The organism is Paenibacillus sp. V4I9 (assembly GCF_030817295.1).
Taxonomy (GTDB): Bacteria; Bacillota; Bacilli; order Paenibacillales; family NBRC-103111; genus Paenibacillus_E.
Window position 1 is genome coordinate 5,751,031 of the sequence record NZ_JAUSZE010000001.1, and the last position, 18,527, is coordinate 5,769,557.

Genomic DNA, 18,527 nt, shown 5'->3' on the forward strand with positions numbered 1-18,527 from the left:
TTTCCTCCATTTATAGGGATCTTTGATCCGAAGATCAAAGTCTCTCCTTTCTGGGACCTTGGGTCGTTGACCAAAGTCTCTTCTCCTTTAGTACTTCGGTCCAGGCGTGTTCATTGGAACTTTGAATTCTTCCGTATCTTGACCAACAGTTTCATCCACGATACCGAGTTCTTCTTTGATCCAATCGTAACCATCCGCTTCCAGACGCTCTGCAAGCTCAGGACCACCGGATTTCACGATACGACCTTGCATCATAACATGTACAAAATCAGGTTTAACGTAATTCAGCAACCGTTGGTAATGCGTAATGATCAAGAAGCCGCGCTCTTCGCTGCGCATAGCATTAACACCTTCAGCTACGATACGCAATGCATCGATGTCAAGACCGGAGTCAATTTCATCCAAAATAACGAATTTGGGTTCAAGCAAAAGCATTTGAAGAATTTCATTTCGTTTCTTCTCACCACCGGAGAAGCCTTCGTTCAGGTAACGGTGCATGAACTCAGGGTTCATTTCTAACTGCTTCATCTTCGCTTCCATTTGACGAATGAACTTAATCAACGAAATTTCGTTGCCTTCACCGCGACGAACGTTCATTGCGCTGCGCAAGAAGTCAGCGTTCGTTACGCCCGTGATTTCGCTTGGATATTGCATAGCTAAGAACAAACCAGCACGTGCTCTCTCATCAACAGCCATTTCTAGAACATCTTCACCGTCTAAGGTTACAGAACCTTCAGTTACTTCATATTTCGGGTGCCCCATCAGAGCAGAAGCCAATGTACTTTTACCTGTACCGTTTGGTCCCATGATGGCATGAATTTCTCCGCCTTTGATTTCCAGGCTAAGACCCTTCAAAATTTCCTTTCCTTCGACGTTCGCTTTTAGACCGTCTATTGTAAATGTTGATGAATTCGCCATTTCTTAAGCCTCCATAATGTGTTTGAATGTACAAGATAAATGACAACCATTTCAAATGATTATCATTGATTCTCATTAGAATAATTCTATTATAACTTACTATGTTAAATCAAGAAAGGGCATTTGCATGAAAAAGAAGGTCATTTTCTGAAAATGCAACCTTTTAATTACGCCAAAGTATGCTTAATTTCAGCAACCATCGCAGCAAACGCCTCATTACTCAAGACTGGAACCAAGGAAGACTCTTCCGGTATATCAGTTCCAAGCTCAATCCATGATTTGCAGCCTATATAGGCTTGTTCGATCGGAATTTGCAAGGGTTGTACCAATGTATATACCCTTAACAGCATGATATGAAGCGGATTTTTGCGTTTCCACTTTAATCTTTCTTCCGTGAAATTTTCCGTCCAAATGTGAAAAGGATACAGTTTATTCAACTGCTCTTGATCACTGACCTCAATATCTTCAACCATTCGAGCAAAGCTGTTAATCGTTACGTGTGTATCGTCTGCACTCCAGCCTATGAGGGATTCATCGATAACCCCGCGATAATCTTCCTTCAATAATTCTTTTCTCTGGTGTTCATACGTTGGATAGAGAAAGAAATCAGAGGATTCCACTTGAAAATCTTTTGTTTCCTCAACAATTCCTCCCTTGCGCATAATAAAAATTTGCGTTCCATCTTCCAATGCTTTAACAGCCGATGCCCATTCTTTCAGGGCCTTTGGTTTCCCCATGACGCAAACACCTCGTTCTCCTCATTAATCTTATTTATTATAAGGAATATAAGGAAGCAAAACAATGTGACATCAAGACATCTGGCTAAACCTAGAAAGTCCCGTTTCTATGATCCTTTACTTTTCTATCGGACGTTAGAGATCGATGATTCATTTATACAATATTGCTCTATGTTGAGGTGTCTTAAATCGGGCTCAATGGTCATATATGCTCAATTGAGGTTGCTCGATGACTATAGCCCATCTACCCTCACGAAAGCTGAATGACTCTAAAATCAAATTTGCTAGAGCGGGATTGTAAATATTGGCTGAGGACAGATCATCGGGGAATTGATCTACAGACAAACATCATGTAAGTAAACGGCAAAACTCGAGACAACATAAAAAGGGATGGCCTTACTTACACTGGGGCCACCCCTTTACTCTCTTTTATTTCGAAGTTTCAGCGTAATACGTTGGTTGCATACGGGTAAACTGGTCTTGATTTTGTTTCATGGGATTAGGATCAGCAGCCGTGCTAGGCGAGTCTGCATCGAAAGCGATCAGGAGCAAAAAGAAGCAAGCGGCCACAACAAGCAGCAGATTCAGGATTTTCATCACAATGACATCCTCCAGAACTCTTTTGCTTCAAGTATAGCCAAGTTTCATCAACCACATGTTTGGTCAGGTTAAAGATTTTGTAAATATTGATTATCCTAGGAATGACTGAAGCATCCAGCGGTGCTTTTCCAAGGAAGTTTGAATAGCTAGAAGCATGTCGGACGTCGTGTCATCTTGAACTTCTTCACAAGCCTGCATGCCAGCTTTTAATTCTTGCGTAAGGAACGTGAAATCTTCGATAACAGCTTCGACCATTTTCGTAGCGGTTTCTGTACCTGAGGCCTCTTTTAGGGACGATAATTCTATAAAAGCTTTCATTGTAGCTGCCGGCTGGCCACCGATAGAAAGCAACCGTTCAGCCAGCTCGTCCACGTGAAGGGCAGCTTCATTATAAAGCTCTTCAAATTTAACATGCAGCGTGAAAAACTGATTGCCTTTCACATACCAATGAAAGTTGTGCAGCTTGACATAAAGTAAACCCCAGTTTGCAATTTGCTTATTCAGAACAATTTGGATAGATTGTGTTAAGGACGTTGTCACCATAGTAAGCCTCCTGATCTTTTAATACTCTGTTATTTTCTGTTCATGTACGCGTTAATTTACGTTAGAAGCACTTATTTTATGTAATTTGTGCAACATTTCCAAAGTTAGTATTTCAAGCGGCTACATTTTGTCTTATACTAGGAAAAGACGATTAAAACATAGTAAGTTAGTTGGAATTAAATCCAATGAATCATAGGAGGTTACTACATGTCCACTTATCATCCTTTAAGTGAAGCCCAAGCCATTGAATACGCACGTCATATTCCAAATCTGTTTCAACCGGGTTCTGACTTAACTAGTCATGAAATTGGCGATGGCAACTTAAATCTCGTTTTTCGCATATCGGAAACAGCTACAGGAAAAAGTATTATTTTAAAACAAGCCCTTCCTTATGCCAAAGTTGTCGGCGAATCCTGGCCGTTAACATTGGACCGTGCACGAATTGAAAGTGAAGCGCTCTTGATAGAAGAAGGCTTGAATCCGGACCTCGTACCTCACGTTTATGCTTACGATGCTGATTTGGCGCTTACCGTGATGGAAGATCTGAGTGACCATATCATTATGCGCAGAGGGTTAATTGAACGTAATCAATACCCACTCTTTGCTGAGCATATCGGTCGTTTTCTTGCAAATACGTTATTTTTCACATCTGATCTAGGCAAAAACCAACAAGAAAAGAAAATCCAACAGGGTCGCTTCATCAACCCCGAGCTTTGCAAAATTACAGAAGACTTAATCTTCGATGATCCGTATCGCGATGCAGAAACGAATAATATTGAAGCTCACATCCGCGATGCGGCTGAACAGCTTTGGGCGGACAGCGAGCTTCACTTTGAGGTAGCTATCCTTCGCAACAAATTCCTTACGAGTGCACAAGCGCTCCTTCATGGCGATCTGCACACAGGAAGTATCTTTATTAAACCTGATTCCACGAAGGTGATTGATCCCGAGTTCGCTTACTATGGGCCGATGGGCTTCGATATTGGCGCTGTACTTGCGAACCTGCTCCTCAATTTCGCTGCTCAAGAGGGCTGGAGTAAGGATGTTGAAAGCCGTGCTTCCTATCGCGCGTATTTACTACAAACCGTGAAGGACGTATGGACCCATTTCGAAACGAATTTCCGCGCGTTATGGAATGAGCATGGCGTAGATCGTGTATTTCAAACACCTGGCTATCAAAACTACTTCCTAGCCAATCTGCTCCAAGACTCAGTCGGATTCGCCGGAGCTAAAATGGTGCGCCGTATTGTTGGTCTTGCACATGTGGCTGATATTGATAAAATCGAAGATGCAGTTGCAAGAGAGCGTGCACAGCGCTTGGCGTTAGCCATTGGCACTTCATTCATTCGTACCAATCGTCAAGTGAAATCTATCGATGAGCTTATTGCCATCGCCACCCAAGAATCTGCTGCAGAAAGAGGATTTGTCCTATGACGAACACGAACAACAAAGATTTAGAAGTGCAAAACCTTGAGAACCAAGGTGCCTTGCAATCCTTGCGTTGGAATGGCAAGCAGCTTGATCTTCTTGATCAACGGCTGCTGCCGGAAGAGATTGTGTATTTGCCGCTGGAGACACCAATTGAGGTGTGGGAAGCGATCCGGCATTTGAAGGTTCGCGGCGCACCAGCGATAGGAATCGCCGCCGCGTATGGGGTATACCTCGGCATCCGTGAAGTGGATGCTCAGTTGGACGGGCTTCTGGCGGAAGTCCAGAAGCAAGCGGACTACCTGGCGACATCTCGTCCGACAGCTGTGAACTTGTTCTGGGCGCTCGATCGCATGCGAGCGCAGGCTGTTGCTTTGGCAGCAGCGGGCGTAAGCCCGGCTGCCTTCAAGGAAGCTCTCCTGGAGGAAGCGCAGAAGATTCAAGCCGAGGACGAGGAAACGAACCGCCTTATCGGCGAACATGCGCTTACGCTGTTCGAGGATGGGTTCGGCGTGCTGACGCACTGCAACGCCGGGGGCTTAGCGACAGCCAAGTACGGCACGGCGCTAGCGCCGTTCTACTTGGCTAAGGAAAAAGGCATGAACATCAAAGTGTTCGCGGATGAGACTCGGCCGGTGCTGCAAGGCGCACGGCTGACCGCCTTTGAACTGCAGCAAGCAGGCGTTGACGTGACGCTGATCTGTGACAACATGGCCGGCGCGGTCATGTCGAAGGGGTGGATCCAGGCTGTCATCGTAGGAACAGACCGTGTAGCGGCTAACGGTGACGTTGCCAACAAAATCGGCACCTACAGCTTAGCCGTACTAGCGAAAGCGCACGGCATACCGTTCTACGTGGCGAGCCCACTCTCCACGATCGATCTGAATACGCCGACGGGCGGAGACATCCCTATTGAAGAGCGTCATGAGGATGAAATTACCCAAGGCTTTGGTAAACGTACAGCTCCGGTAGGGGTAAAAGTGTTTAATCCAGCATTCGACGTGACACCTAATGAATATGTGACAGCAATTATTACCGAAAAAGGTATTATACAAGCTCCTTATATGGAAAACTTGCGTAAGCTGTTCAAATAAAAAAAGGCTGTTCCCTTTGTAGATCACTCTACGAGGGAACAGCCTTTACTTTTATACATGATTCAATAGTTGATCACGATATTGATTCGGAGTGACACCATGCGCTTTCTTAAAGACATAGTGCAAATAATTACTAGATGCGAAGCCATTGCTTTCCGCAATTTTGTCAAGGGTCAACGAGGTTTGAAGCAGCTCGCTGCAAACATGTTTCAAACGTACCTGCTCCAAGTATTCACTGAACGAGATGCACGCCTGTTCCTTGAAGATGCGTTGGAGCTGCCTTGAACTGATCTGTAAGCGTTCAGCTACTCCTTCAAGCGTCAGAGGACGGCGAAAGTTATCCTCAATAAATTGAATAGCAAGCTGATAACGGTAGCTTTTCATATCACGTGCAGGCAGGTTCACCCCTTGCTGGTCCGCCTTATAGGCTCCCACTGTCCTTAACAACATTTGCACAATGGATTGCTTAATGATCGTGTACTGCCCTAGCTGATTGCTTCGCCAAGCTTCATAGGCGATAAGAAAGCACTTCATGGCTTCCTGTCGATCTAAAGCAGGGACATGAGGAAGCTCGCTCAGCTGCCTTAAGCATGCATCTGCCTCAGCAATCTCCCAAGCTTCTCCCCATGCTTCTGGGACGGACATAGAACCTCGCTCATCATTACCTTGATCCAGCTTTACAATATCCACATGCAGACATAGTTCACCCATCGCTTCCCGCTCATCGGCCTCTTGGCGATGACTAACACCTGGTGCCGTTACATAAAGCATGCCTTCTTGAAGGGGATGCGTGATGCCGTCCAGAATCACCCTGCCTTTGCCATAAGGGATGTAATGGATTTCATACTCGGAATGTTGATGAAAATCTATGATCATTCCTGCAGGAAAGGAAGTCAGATGACAGCGCAGTACTCGAAGTCCATAAGAACCCCACCGGAAGCTTAACTCCAAGCGATCCAATGCCATTGGATTCTCGAGCATGGGTTCAAAGTAAAATGGCTGACTCATCCGTAGCCCCTCCTTTTTTACCTGTAAAAATTACTGGGTTAGTGAATCAAGCCGCACTTGCTGTTTGGCTGCAACGGAACGATTAGAAGCCTCCATCAACTTCGTTAGATCCACAGCGAGCCCAATATTTTCTACCGCTTTTGTCCCATTTTGAATATGAGCTACCCACTGATCAAATGCAGAAGGCTTCGCTTCTGGACCATTCTCATACGCCACCCATTTCGTGCTTGCATCTGCAAGCTTTTTCGTACGAAGCAAGACTCTTCCATCATGGTCGGAATAAAGCACACTGCCATCTGTACCGTGTACTTCAATTACAAACGGTGAAAATGCATTCACAAAGCCAGCTTCTACGATGCCAAGAGCACCATTTGCATACTGGAGGGTTGCTACAGCATTATCTTCAACTTCTCTACCTGTTACATAGCCATAAGAAGCGCTTACAGCTTCAGGCAGCCCCAACAATAAACGAGTTAAATACATAGGATGACAACCGAGATCAATCAGGGCGCCTCCGCCACATTGCTCTGCATTGTAGAAATGCTCAGGCAGCCAACCACTTGGATTTGCATCCGTGGAAATGCCGCCATTGTGTGATAAACGTGTTCGAACGAGTGTAATCTGGCCCAATAATTCCTTCTGGACAATTTCTTGAATCGCTAACGTATAAGCTGGATTCAAACGAGGCAATGAAACTGTCAATGTCACACCCGCTTCATTAACAGCATTCAGAATCTCATTAACTTCATGTAAAGTTGGCGCAATGACTTTTTCTGTGAAAATATGTTTACCTGCCTTCGCGGCAGCGATCATTACGTCTCGGTGTAGGTTGGTCGGTGTATCCACAACAACAGCATCAATTTCTTTATTTGCTAATAACTCCGCTAGATCTGTGTAAAAGGTCACACCGCGCTTCGCGGCTTCCGCTTGCCCACGTTCTGGAAGCTCATCCCAAACCGCGACAATCTGGGTATCTGGATGCCCCTCTACCTGTTTTGCATAGTCATTTGCATGCACGTGCCAAAAACTTAACATCGCTACTCTAATCATGTTAACCTCCAAATAAGTGACTTGGATTCATTGTAACATGCCATAACATCTTGATAAATTTCGAATTAGCGACAGAATAAGGTGCAAAATAGTGACACCTTTTACTACTTGGTTACAGGCACAGCATTGTAGTACTCTTCCATTGTCAAGCTTTTGTCTACCATTTCTTTCGCAACATCTATACCCACATAACGAATATGCCATGGCTCGTATTGATAGCCGGTAATCGTTGTTTTACCTTTGGGGTAACGAATAATAAACCCGTACTCCGCCACATGTGCTTCGAGCCATTTCGCTTCCTTGGTTCCAGCAAAGCAATCTTCCGCCGCACACTTCCCGTCACTGCCCGTTACATCTATGGCTAGCCCAGTTTCATGCTCACTGGTCCCAGGAACAGCACTGTACATTTTGGCTTTCTCTTCGCCGTCTTTAAGCACATAACGCTGAAAAAGAGATTTCTGCGTCGCATAAGAGCGATATGCCGAAACGCCAGAAAGGTGGATACCGTCCTTATCAGCTCCAGCAAAAAGCTTTTCGATCGCGCTGGCAGCGGCTTTACGCATTTTACGTTTTTCATTTTTCTCAGCAAAAATAAATGGAATGTCAGGATATACTAAATCCGTCGGCTCATAACTCGATGGCAGTGAATTTTGCTTATTTACAAGAACAGTTATACTCTCCGGTTTGGCTACAACTTGGATAGCTCCGCTCTTTGGCGGAACAGCAGAGGTTGATGGGGAAGCCGTAGGAACTGTTGAGGGTTTCGGTGTTGTTAAAGGCGATGGAGAAGGGTTCGAAGAAGGTGTAGGACTTCCCAAACTAACCGGCGGAGTAGCCGTTGCAGTGGGACTACCTGAAGGAGTTACTTCCCCTCTGCTGCATCCTGTTGCTATGAATAACGCCAAAAGTATGGCGAGTGTATATTTCGACTTGTTGTTCATGATCTCTAGTTGCCTCCTCAAATAAGAAAAACGTACACATGAAATAGACTTCAAATCTCGTGTAAAAGTTGCATTGCAAATTAAAAAGGCTGCAATTTTAGGTTTTGTACCTAGATCACAGCCTTTTCTATTTTATGCGTATTCGTGTAAGGTTACAAGTTTAGAATTCGTAAAATAATTCCTTTTGCTTTTACAAGCCTTGACTTGATGCAATCGCTTGTTCCAAATCATAGATAATATCTTCGATCGCTTCCGTACCAACGGACAATCGAATTAGTCCAGGAGACACACCGGCAGATACTTGTTCCTGCTCATTCAATTGTGCATGCGTCGTGCTTGCAGGATGAATAATCAATGACTTCGAATCTCCGACATTCGCCAAATGCGAGAATAGTTTAACGGAATGTATCAGCTTCTTGCCTGATTCAATACCGCCTTTGATACCAAAGCTCAAAATAGCGCCTTGTCCCTTCGGCAAATACTTCTGAGCAAGTTTATAGGAAGGATGACTTTCTAAGCCAGCATAACTAACCCATTCTACGGATTCATGTGACTCTAAAAATTGAGCAACCTTAAGGGCATTAGAACTGTGGCGTTCCAAACGCAGATGTAGTGTCTCTAGCCCTTGCAATAAAAGGAACGAACTATTAGGAGATAAGGAAGCGCCTAAATCTCGTAGCAGCTGAACCCGTGCTTTAATGATGTAGGCAATTGGACCGACAGCCTCGGTATAGACAACGCCGTTATAACTTGGATCAGGCTTTGTCAAACCAGGAAATTTACCGCTTGCAGCCCAATCAAATTTACCACTATCTACAATTACGCCGCCAATTGTTGTTCCATGTCCACCAATGAATTTGGTTGCGGAGTGAACAACAATATCGGCCCCATGCTCAATCGGTCTAAGCAGGTAAGGACTCGGGAATGTATTATCAATAATCAAAGGAATTCCATTTTCATGTGCTATAGCCGCTACAGCCTCAATATCGAGAATATCCCCCTTTGGATTACCGATCGATTCCGCGTAAATGGCTTTGGTCTTGTCCGTAATCGCACCTCGGAAATTTTCTGGATTGCTCGGATCAACGAATTTCACTTTAATGCCTAGTTTAGGCAATGTATTTGAAAATAAATTATATGTACCGCCGTACAAGGAAGAAGCTGAAACGATTTCATCTCCTACCTCAGCAATGTTCAGAATGGAGAAGGTAATGGCTGCCTGACCGGATGCTACAGCAAGAGCGGCTGGGGCACCTTCCAACGCGGCAATCCGTTTCTCGAATACGTCGGTCGTAGGGTTCATTATACGCGTATAAATATTGCCAAATTCTTTGAGCGCAAATAAATTTGCAGCATGGTCCGTATCGTTAAACACATAGGATGTCGTTTGATAAATCGGTACAGCCCTTGAATTAGTCGTTGGATCAACCTGTTGACCCGCATGAATGGCTAGCGTTTCCGGTAAGTACTGGCGTTCTGAATCTGACATTGCACATGCCTCCTAGGATAAGTATAAATTGAATCAATGCAGTCATTTTATCTCAAACTCAATAATTCCTACTGGAATAGTATACATTCATTCTAATGGAAATATCTAGGTAAAGTCAACATAACATATTGGCTTTTTTTCTATACCAAAAATGTACATTCATGAGCGGACCTTTCTTAAGATTAGTCTGGCGGAAGAAGAACAATTCGTCCATCTTCCATCGCAACGCGAACTTTATTCGTATTGGAAGCACCAATTGATTCGAGGAAGTTAGCAGGAATTTGCAGTCTACCCGCCTTGTCAACGACCGCGTATTCAACATGAGAGTCACCATCAGCAGCAATAATACCTTGCTCAAGCTCCAGCAATTCCTCTTGATACGATTTGCGCCGCAGTATCTCCGAGGAGGTTTTGCCGTCACGAATGGCAACGACGCGGTCTACTTTCTTAGCTAGAAGCGGATCGTGTGTGACGATAACAACCGTTAAACCGAAGCTGCGGTTCAGCTCACGGAACAGATCGAGAATTTGATTCGCCATCTTCGTATCGACTGACCCTGTCGGTTCATCTGCCAGCAAGAGCCTCGGCTGATTGGCGAGCGCAATAGCAATAGCCACACGCTGCTGTTCTCCGCCAGAAAGCTCATTTAGTCTGTTATTTCTTCGATGGCTCAAACCTACAGCATCCAGTAAATCTATAGCGCGGTGGCGCTTGCGTCGTCCCTGCAGCAGGATAGGCAGCTCTACATTTTCCAATGCTGTCAAATAGGGAATCAGATTGCGTGCATTATTTTGCCAGACGAAGCCAACGGTTTCCCTTTTATACTTCACCAGATCCGATTCCTTAAATTTCAACAAATCCTTCCCATCTACGTGGAGATTACCTGCCGAAGGTCGATCTAACCCTCCAAGCATATTCAACAACGTCGATTTGCCACTGCCACTATTGCCGATAATCGCCATCAGCTCTCCCTCCTCGATATGGAGATCAAGCCCTTGTAAAGCAACGACTTCTATGTCAGCCGCTTTATAAATTTTAACTAAATTTTCACAGTGAATCATCCTTAATCCTCCCCAAGCTTAACGGCTTGATGAATCTTAATTCTGGACAGCATCGTGCCGAGTAGTAGTAGACCCGTCCCTATCATCACAGTGACAATGATGTACAAATGCAGCTGATCACTCGGATCAAAGCTCACTTGAAAAGGCGGCACTTGACTTGAGGAATCGAAAGTTAATTGGAATAAAGGAACAAATAATCGACTGGCTGTATTCCCCGTAATCATGCCAATTAGAACCGCTGCGCCAGAAGTTAATAATTGTTCAGCTATTAACATTCCGATCAGCTGCGCAAAAGAAATACCCATCGCCCTAAGCACACCGAATTGTAAGATCCGTCCGGACAATGAAAGCACCCAGTACAGGAGAAACCCGATAAAGCTTATGCCAATAGCAATCAGGAAGCCCAGCGTCATAACGCCATTCACAGCCAGTTGGAATGGATCATTCTTGGAGAGAACCAACATTTGCTTCGTATCCATTAAACTTGAGAGCGATATATGTTTAAGCTCTAGCTCCTCATACAAAGCTTGACTGGTCATATCTGGTTTTAGCTTTAGCCAAACATCATACGGCTCAACGGCCATATTATTTTGAATGTAGGACAGATGCCCAATAACTAACTTCGGTGCATCCACTTTACTTTGCTTCGTCGTGTCAGAACTGCTCCCTGTTTTGGTTCCAGCGGTTAAGATCGGATTGGGATTCCAGCTCGGCCAGTAATCAATAATCCCATATACAACACAAGTGGCACCCTCAACATCATTCCATCCTAAATGCACCACATCGCCCACTTTGGCACCAGTTTCCTCGGCAATAGACTTGGAAATAAGCACGGCTTTGGAATCGCCAGCCAATAGGTTTAAATACTCATAAAAGTGATGATCGAGCAAATGGTCGCGGAGCCAAGCTGTTTGACCGAATTCATCGGTATCAATGCCCATGAATGCTGTTTTTTTTGTTTCTTTGCCAAGCGCGAAATAAGCATCTTTCTTATTAAACACTCGAGCCGCCGATTCTACACCTGCCAACTGTGTGAAGGGCAAAAACGGAGGCTCCGTATATTGGACTTTCTTCTTAACAAGAGGGATTGAGCTCGCTTCTTCCTGTAAACCAGACGGCCCTGACTGTGGAGGCGGTGCATCATTGTCCCATTTGGTTTGCAGAACAATATCCGCCCCATTCTTATAACGGATCTTCTCTTCAATATTTTTGTTCATCGTCCTTGCTGCGCTGGCACTAAACAACCCTGTTGCCAGTGTCATGATGATAAACAGCATAATGAATTGATATTGTGTGGTTGATCTGCCAACTTGGAGCAGCGTTGAATACAAATAGGGTGGCCACCATTTTCGGCCGATGAGATAGAATAGTTGAATGACCCACGGATATACTCGCAGTAGGAACAGGCCCATGGCGAATATGAATAAAGCCGGGACTACGAAAAGGAGTGGATCTACTTTCATGTCCATAGAGTCCAGCCCTAAGGCAACCAGATCATTCATCCGTCGGTTAAAGCTTTGTAATAAATAGATAGAAACTGCCAATAAGACAACATCGATAAACATTTTATGCACAAAAGAGAGCTTGTTCTTCCTTGCCATGGTTTGTTTATGGCTAACAATTGTAGCGCGAGTGGCAAGTACAGCGGGAATAAGAGTCATACAAACCGATGCGGTTACGGCAATTAAAGCGTATTGATAAGCCTCCTTATTCAGCTTGACCTCCATTGCTGCGCGCTGGACAAACGCTAGGAATCCATTCGATGCACCCAATATTTTCGTTAACTGCAGGCCAATTAGAGGACCAACTAGCAGGGCAACTCCCCCTAATAAAATACCTTCCAGCACATAACCTAGCAGAATCTGAGTCCGGCTTGCTCCTCTGCTGCGCAGCACGGCAATCTCTGTTTTCTGTCGTTCTGTAATCAAATTGGCAACCATGAATAAATAGAAGGCGAGTAAAATACTAATGGGCACATTAAGCGACCATAGCATAATTCTGAGCTTTTTCTCTTTCTCACCATACAATTTCAATGTGGTAATCGCTGGATTTTTGACTGTATTCGTGTTGAAATGATTGCTTAAATAGCCGGTTATCCTTTCATGTGTGCCAGTGTAGGCTTCAAGACCTTCCAGCTTCAATTGATGATAATCCAGTATGTAATTCCAATAGGAAAATGTGTTGGGAAAACTTTTGTTCTTCGTAAAATCTTTCTCAAATAAAGCAAAGGGGATGAAAAATTTTGTGCGCAAGTCGCTCATATTGTTCGTCCAATAAAGTTCAGCATAATCTGTACGATCGATAACAGCTACGGGCTTTATTCGAATGTTTTGTTTCAAATCTTTGTTAGCGATAGTCAATTCATTGCCCAGTACAATCTTTAATTGAGTTAGCAGTTCAGGGAATACCCAAGCTTCATATACACCATCTACAGGTTCAGTAGAAGGCATGACACCGTCAACTATGCGAATATGCTTTTCCAACTCCGACATCGCTGTTAATTCAGCTGAACGGTTCACTTTAGGGTCTACTTTACTTGGATCGCTAGGTGTAAGCTCGAAATTTACTGTGCTGCGCGTAATCGTGGATAGGAGAATCGGCAAGCCGAACTGCTGGCTTTGTTCTGCCATAAAGGCATCCGTTTCCGCTAAAAGTTGATCTCCGCTTTCTCCCATTACGTAGGCAGAATTATAGGCTTGCCCGGGATATTGCTGCGTGTTGGTTTGAAGAACTTCCAAATCTTTGATCAGCATACGCTGTAAAATGGCGTGTGTATAAATAGGCATTGAGCTGGCAAGTGCGACCGAAATAATTAGTCCCACAAGCAAACTAAGCTCTAGCCAGCGGTTTTTGATCATTTTACGGAGAATCATTAGAAATAAAGCCATTGCTATCCTCCTAAAGATGCTAGTTATTTAAAATAACATTCTGACCTTCCTTTAGTCCGGTTCGGATTTCCACTTCTGTCGGTGTTACAAGCCCTTTTTCTACATCAATTTCCTTCCGACTTTCACCAACCAACACTTGAACGTAATCCCTACCTAAGTAACTTCGAAGACCAGTTCTTGGTATGACAATGACATTTTCTCGTTTCTCAACGATGATCGTTATGTCTCCGGATACACCGATCGCTGCTCCTTCAGTTCCATCGGGAACCCCAATAATAATCGTTTTCGCATTTCTTTCCGCTTGCGCTTTGTTGTCTGTTGGAGGTGAGCTTGAGGGTGTTCGCAGCACTTTGCCTTGTATCTTATTTCCAGAGGAACCAATCTTCACTTCAACATCCATGCCAACTTCAATACCGGAAAGTGTACTAGAATCTGAAGATTCGTAAGATAACTGCAGCTTTGTAGGATCAGCGATGACGACAAGCGTACTGAAGGCATCCACGACATTTCCCTGCTGTGCATCGGTTAAGTAAGTTACCACTCCCGCAGAATCGGCCGTCAACATTGTCTTGTCTAGCTGGGCTTGAAGGGAGGCCAATTGGAGCTGCGCGGCTTCGACATCTATGGCCTTCAAACGATTCGATAGCACTTGATCGGGGTCAACCTGCCTCGTTTGCACACTAGCAATCTGGGATTTCTCCAGATTCAGTTTTTGAAGGGCAATCCGAGTTTCTAAGTCGCCTTTTTCCAGTTCAGCAAGCACATCTCCCGGCTTAACGGTATCGCCTAGTTTAACGCGCAATCCAGCTAACCGATGACCGGACTCTTTAAAATAATAGTTGGTCGTTTGACTAGACTTAAAAGTCCCAACAACACTGACTTTCCTCGTTATGCTGCCCTTCTTCACTTCGTAAAGGTCGAAATTTTCTTTTACGGGTTTGATTAAAGGCGGTTTAAGCGCTTCCTCTTCTTTGGGCAACAGAGAGCATCCCGCTAGTAAAAACATAGCACTTGTTATTAGAACGAGCTGAGAAGCAAATTTATTAACCTTCATCGACAATGGTACCATCCTCCAGTGCATACACTTCATCTACAATTTCCATAATAGCGAGATCATGCGTGGTCAAAATAATTGTCATTCCTTCTTGCACCAAATCTTTGAACAGTTTAAGCACCTGGAGACCCATTCTGCTATCTAACTCTGCTGTAGGCTCATCTGCTAAAATCAACTTAGGCTTGTGCGCAATGGCCCTGGCAATCGCTACCCTCTGCTGTTCTCCTCCGGAAAGTTCGTAGGGACGATGCTTCATTCTCGGCTTCAATCCAACGAAATCTAGCGCTTCTTCTGCCAAACGCTTATATTGATTGGGGTGAATACCCGAAATGCGCAATCCAAACTCTACATTCTCGTAGGCTGACATATAAGGCACCAAGGCAAAAGATTGAAAAATAAGCCCGATCTGCTTCCGTCTGACTTCATTGCGCCTCGCCTCGGATAAACGGCTGATCTCCATGCCTTCTAAATAAACGGTGCCTTCCGACGGATGATCGAGTGCCCCTAATATATTAAGCAGCGTTGTTTTACCAGATCCTGATCTTCCCCGCAATGCTACTAGTCTGCCTTTGGGAATACTTAAATGAGCACCCCGCAATGCGTGAACGGCAGCCGGTCCTTTCCCGAAAACACGTGTAACGCCAATTGCTTGTACCATGGGCACCTGATCTTCATACGTTTTCAAAGTTAGCACCTCTTCAGAATTGGAATCGAAATGACCAAGCGTAGATATAGAGAAATACACCTTTTTGGAAGCGCTTAAAAAAATGAGTAAAGCTATGTAACAAATCACCTTTATTTTCAATATAAGATAGTTACCTTCATTATAAATCTATCTTTTGCCAAAAAGATACAAATAAAAAAGAGGATCGACATGCGATCCTCCCTGCTTACTTCTATTCTTCTGAAAAGTGCTAGAGCACTTTAGACAAAAATGATTTCGTTCGTTCCTGCGTGGCATTTTCAAAAATTTGCTCAGGCTTTCCTACTTCGACAATAACGCCTTGTTCCATAAACATAACGCGATCACCGACCTCGCGAGCGAAGCCCATTTCATGCGTGACGACAACCATTGTCATCCCTTCTTTGGCCAGCTGCTTCATTACAGCAAGCACTTCCCCGACCATTTCGGGATCAAGAGCCGATGTAGGCTCATCGAACAGCATGATCTTCGGCTCCATAGCCAGTGCTCTTGCAATAGCCACACGCTGTGCCTGACCGCCCGAAAGCGAGTCTGGAAGGGCATTGGCTTTATCTGCAAGCCCAACTTTATCTAGAAGCTCCAGCGCTTTCTTACGCGCTTTATCCTCTGGCCATTTTCTCACTTGAAGAGGTGCCAACATGATATTATCAATGACTTTCATATGCGGGAACAAATGAAACCGCTGGAAGACCATTCCGAGCTCCATACGGATCTCATTGATCTTATTCATCGGATCCATAATCGATTTACCTTCAATCAAGATACTGCCGCTATCCGGTTGTTCTAACAGGTTCAAACAACGCAGAAATGTCGATTTCCCTGATCCCGAAGGTCCTATCACAACAAGAACCTCTTGGTTCTGAATATCGGCACTAATATCTCGAAGGACGACATTATCTCCGAACGATTTTTTAAGATTTCTAACTTCGATCATTGCAGTCATATCTCTACACTTTCCTTTCCAGATAAGCAAGCAGCTTGCTTAGAGAGTAAGTGAGAATGAAATAAATAAGAGCAGCTGTCAAGTAAGGTTCCCAGACTTTAAAGTATTGGCTGCGCATCGCATTGGACCAATACATCAATTCTGGTGCAGCAATAACAGCGAACAGGGAGGAATCCTTAATCAGTACGATAAATTCATTCCCAAATGGAGGAATCATACGTTTAATCGCCTGAGGCAAAATAACCGATTTCATGGTTTGGTAATGGGTCATTCCTAGCGAGTGCGCGGCTTCCGTCTGTCCTTTATCGATGGATTGAATACCGGCTCTGAAAATTTCGGCCATATAGCCTGCTGAATTCAAAGACAAGGCAACAATTGAAGCGATGATCGCATTCGTTGTTCCTATGAATAATGGAACGATTCCAAAGTGGACAAGCAGTATCTGAACAAGCAGCGGTGTGCCGCGGAAAAAGTTAACGTACATACTAGTCGGCCATCTTAAGTAGGCACGGTGCGACATTTTGCCTAATCCAACAGCTAACCCTAGTACAGAGCCGAACAGGATGGAAAGAATGGAGATGCCAATAGTCCAGAGCGTACCCTTGAGCAATAAAGGTAAATATTCAAAAATGATATCAAAACGAAAATCCATTCCACACTTCCTTTCTTCATTTTTTTTGCTATTTACAGAACAAAAGCATGCGTAAGGTTGAAGTCACGCATGCTGTTGACCTATTATTTTTGTTCAAGTAATTTCTTTGTATCCGGCTCTTGACCGAACCATTTTTTGTACACTTTTGCATAAGCACCGTTCTCAATAACTTTCTTGATTGCCGGGTCTAACTTTGCTTTAAGCTCGCTGCCTTTAGGAAACAAAATACCGTAGTATTCGGACTCAAAGTTTTTCGGATCAGAAATCGTAGTGAATTTCTTGTTCGGATTATTTTTCACATATTCACGAACAATAGCAATATCAGCTACAACAGCGTCAACACCGTTATTTTCAAGCTCCATTAAAGCTAATGTGTTATTATCCAGACGTTTCAAGGATGGGTTCTTCTCGCCCATAATTTTGCTCATCAGCGTATCCGCTGTTGTAGAAATTTGAACAGCTACTTTCTTGTCTTTCAAGTCTACCGCGCTTTTGATCGGGCTGCCTTCTTTAACAAGAATCATGTTCGTCGATTCGAAGTAAGGGATGGAGTAATCGTAAGTTTGTTTACGCTCATCTGTAATTGAAACGCTGGAAATTCCTGCTTGAAACTCTTTACCTTGCTTCACACTTGTTAGCATGGTATCCCAGCCTGTGTTCGCGACTTCGTAGGAAAGACCTGCTTCCTTCATCACTTCAGCAAGAAAATCGATATCAAAGCCAGTCATCTTATCTTTATCCATATATTCCATTGGTGCATAGGCAGCATCAGTAGCAAATTTGTACTTCGTGCCACCACTTTCCTTAGAACCACAACCTGCAAGAGCAACAACTAAAGCTGCAGTCAGTATAAAAAACATTAATTTTTTCAAAATAATTCCCCCCGTTCTATGTAATGGACGAATCATATTTTAACACTTGGTCAATAAAATAACAACGCCTTTGTTAAGGAAATTCGCTAGAAATATATTGAAAATGGCTAATTTTTCACATTTTTAGATATCTGCACAATGTTAAGAAAGTTTATTGGTCATTATGCTCAAATAAATAAAAACGCCGAGATCCAAAGATCCTAAGCGTTCTAATTTTGTCATTCAAAACACTTTTACATCATTTTCAAAATGGCTTCCCGTCCCGTCATCCCAGCTACAATACCCAAATCTTCTGCAGTGTGTGTCACCGATTCAAGCGGCGCTTCCAGAAGTTCCTCAATCGTACGAACCCCCGTTGCCCGTGCAGCTACAATATTCCTGTCCTTCAAGCGTTCATTGAGCAGCGCAACATCGAGAGCGCCACACATAATATAACCTTTATCCGTTGTCACAACCAACAACGTCGTTTTCGGCAGCTTCACTTCAATAGCAATTGCAGTACGTCCTTCAAGGAGAATGGGTTCAACGCGCATCATGCTCTGCACA

The 18,527-nt window shown here is 44.0% G+C and carries 17 protein-coding genes and 1 pseudogene; 2 read left to right on the forward strand and 16 right to left on the reverse strand.

What is annotated here, in order from left to right:
* Positions 1–87: 87 nt before the first annotated feature.
* The 4 genes from sufC to QFZ81_RS26715 form a co-directional block, all read right to left on the reverse strand.
* Positions 88–918, reverse strand: coding sequence for a Fe-S cluster assembly ATPase SufC (sufC, locus tag QFZ81_RS26700; protein ID WP_307439761.1), 831 nt, complete (start codon positions 916–918; stop codon positions 88–90).
* 167 nt (positions 919–1,085) lie between these two features.
* Positions 1,086–1,655, reverse strand: a complete 570-nt coding sequence (locus QFZ81_RS26705; RefSeq protein WP_307439759.1) for a DUF1802 family protein — start codon at positions 1,653–1,655, stop codon at positions 1,086–1,088.
* Positions 1,656–2,084: 429 nt separating this feature from the next.
* Entirely contained in the window at positions 2,085–2,255 is a 171-nt protein-coding gene (locus tag QFZ81_RS26710; RefSeq protein ID WP_307439755.1) for a hypothetical protein, read from the reverse strand.
* 90 nt (positions 2,256–2,345) lie between these two features.
* The gene (locus QFZ81_RS26715; protein WP_307439753.1) at positions 2,346–2,798 is read right to left on the reverse strand and encodes a Dps family protein; all 453 of its coding nucleotides are present in this window, start codon (positions 2,796–2,798) and stop codon (positions 2,346–2,348) included.
* 207 nt (positions 2,799–3,005) lie between these two features.
* Here QFZ81_RS26715 and mtnK point away from each other — a divergent pair, with 207 nt between their 5' ends.
* Positions 3,006–4,232 carry an S-methyl-5-thioribose kinase gene (gene mtnK, locus QFZ81_RS26720; protein WP_307439751.1) on the forward strand — a complete coding sequence of 409 codons (1,227 nt, stop codon included), beginning with the start codon at positions 3,006–3,008 and terminating at the stop codon, positions 4,230–4,232.
* Positions 4,229–5,320, forward strand: coding sequence for an S-methyl-5-thioribose-1-phosphate isomerase (gene mtnA, locus QFZ81_RS26725; protein ID WP_307605386.1), 1,092 nt, complete (start codon positions 4,229–4,231; stop codon positions 5,318–5,320). Before mtnK ends, mtnA begins: the two co-directional genes overlap by 4 nt.
* 51 nt (positions 5,321–5,371) lie before the next feature.
* Here mtnA and QFZ81_RS26730 read toward each other — a convergent pair whose 3' ends face one another.
* From QFZ81_RS26730 to QFZ81_RS26785, 12 genes and pseudogenes are all read right to left on the reverse strand, one after another.
* Positions 5,372–6,328, reverse strand: coding sequence for an AraC family transcriptional regulator (locus QFZ81_RS26730; protein WP_307439746.1), 957 nt, complete (start codon positions 6,326–6,328; stop codon positions 5,372–5,374).
* A 30-nt stretch (positions 6,329–6,358) separates the two neighbouring features.
* Entirely contained in the window at positions 6,359–7,378 is a 1,020-nt protein-coding gene (locus QFZ81_RS26735) for a Gfo/Idh/MocA family protein (protein WP_307439745.1), read from the reverse strand.
* A gap of 178 nt (positions 7,379–7,556) precedes the next feature.
* Positions 7,557–8,319: pseudogene (locus QFZ81_RS26740) on the reverse strand (M15 family metallopeptidase); the annotation flags it as partial.
* 190 nt (positions 8,320–8,509) lie between these two features.
* Positions 8,510–9,808: a homocysteine synthase gene (locus tag QFZ81_RS26745; protein ID WP_307439741.1), complete on the reverse strand. Its 1,299-nt coding sequence runs from the start codon at positions 9,806–9,808 to the stop codon at positions 8,510–8,512.
* A 182-nt stretch (positions 9,809–9,990) separates the two neighbouring features.
* On the reverse strand, positions 9,991–10,869 hold the full coding sequence (locus QFZ81_RS26750; RefSeq protein WP_307439739.1) for an ABC transporter ATP-binding protein: 879 nt from the start codon (positions 10,867–10,869) through the stop codon (positions 9,991–9,993).
* Positions 10,870–10,871: 2 nt separating this feature from the next.
* Entirely contained in the window at positions 10,872–13,757 is a 2,886-nt protein-coding gene (locus QFZ81_RS26755) for an ABC transporter permease (RefSeq protein WP_307439737.1), read from the reverse strand.
* 19 nt (positions 13,758–13,776) lie between these two features.
* Complete coding sequence (locus QFZ81_RS26760; RefSeq protein ID WP_307607044.1) at positions 13,777–14,811, reverse strand: efflux RND transporter periplasmic adaptor subunit; 1,035 nt, start codon at positions 14,809–14,811, stop codon at positions 13,777–13,779.
* Positions 14,801–15,469, reverse strand: a complete 669-nt coding sequence (locus QFZ81_RS26765; RefSeq protein ID WP_307449460.1) for an ABC transporter ATP-binding protein — start codon at positions 15,467–15,469, stop codon at positions 14,801–14,803. Before QFZ81_RS26765 ends, QFZ81_RS26760 begins: the two co-directional genes overlap by 11 nt.
* Before the next feature lie 256 nt (positions 15,470–15,725).
* Entirely contained in the window at positions 15,726–16,448 is a 723-nt protein-coding gene (locus QFZ81_RS26770; protein WP_307449458.1) for an amino acid ABC transporter ATP-binding protein, read from the reverse strand.
* A 13-nt stretch (positions 16,449–16,461) separates the two neighbouring features.
* Entirely contained in the window at positions 16,462–17,109 is a 648-nt protein-coding gene (locus QFZ81_RS26775) for an amino acid ABC transporter permease (RefSeq protein ID WP_307439734.1), read from the reverse strand.
* 83 nt (positions 17,110–17,192) lie between these two features.
* Complete coding sequence (locus QFZ81_RS26780) at positions 17,193–18,017, reverse strand: basic amino acid ABC transporter substrate-binding protein (RefSeq protein ID WP_373462589.1); 825 nt, start codon at positions 18,015–18,017, stop codon at positions 17,193–17,195.
* Positions 18,018–18,214: 197 nt separating this feature from the next.
* The gene (locus tag QFZ81_RS26785; RefSeq protein ID WP_307439730.1) at positions 18,215–18,517 is read right to left on the reverse strand and encodes a YunC family protein; all 303 of its coding nucleotides are present in this window, start codon (positions 18,515–18,517) and stop codon (positions 18,215–18,217) included.
* Between the last annotated feature and the right edge of the window lie 10 nt (positions 18,518–18,527).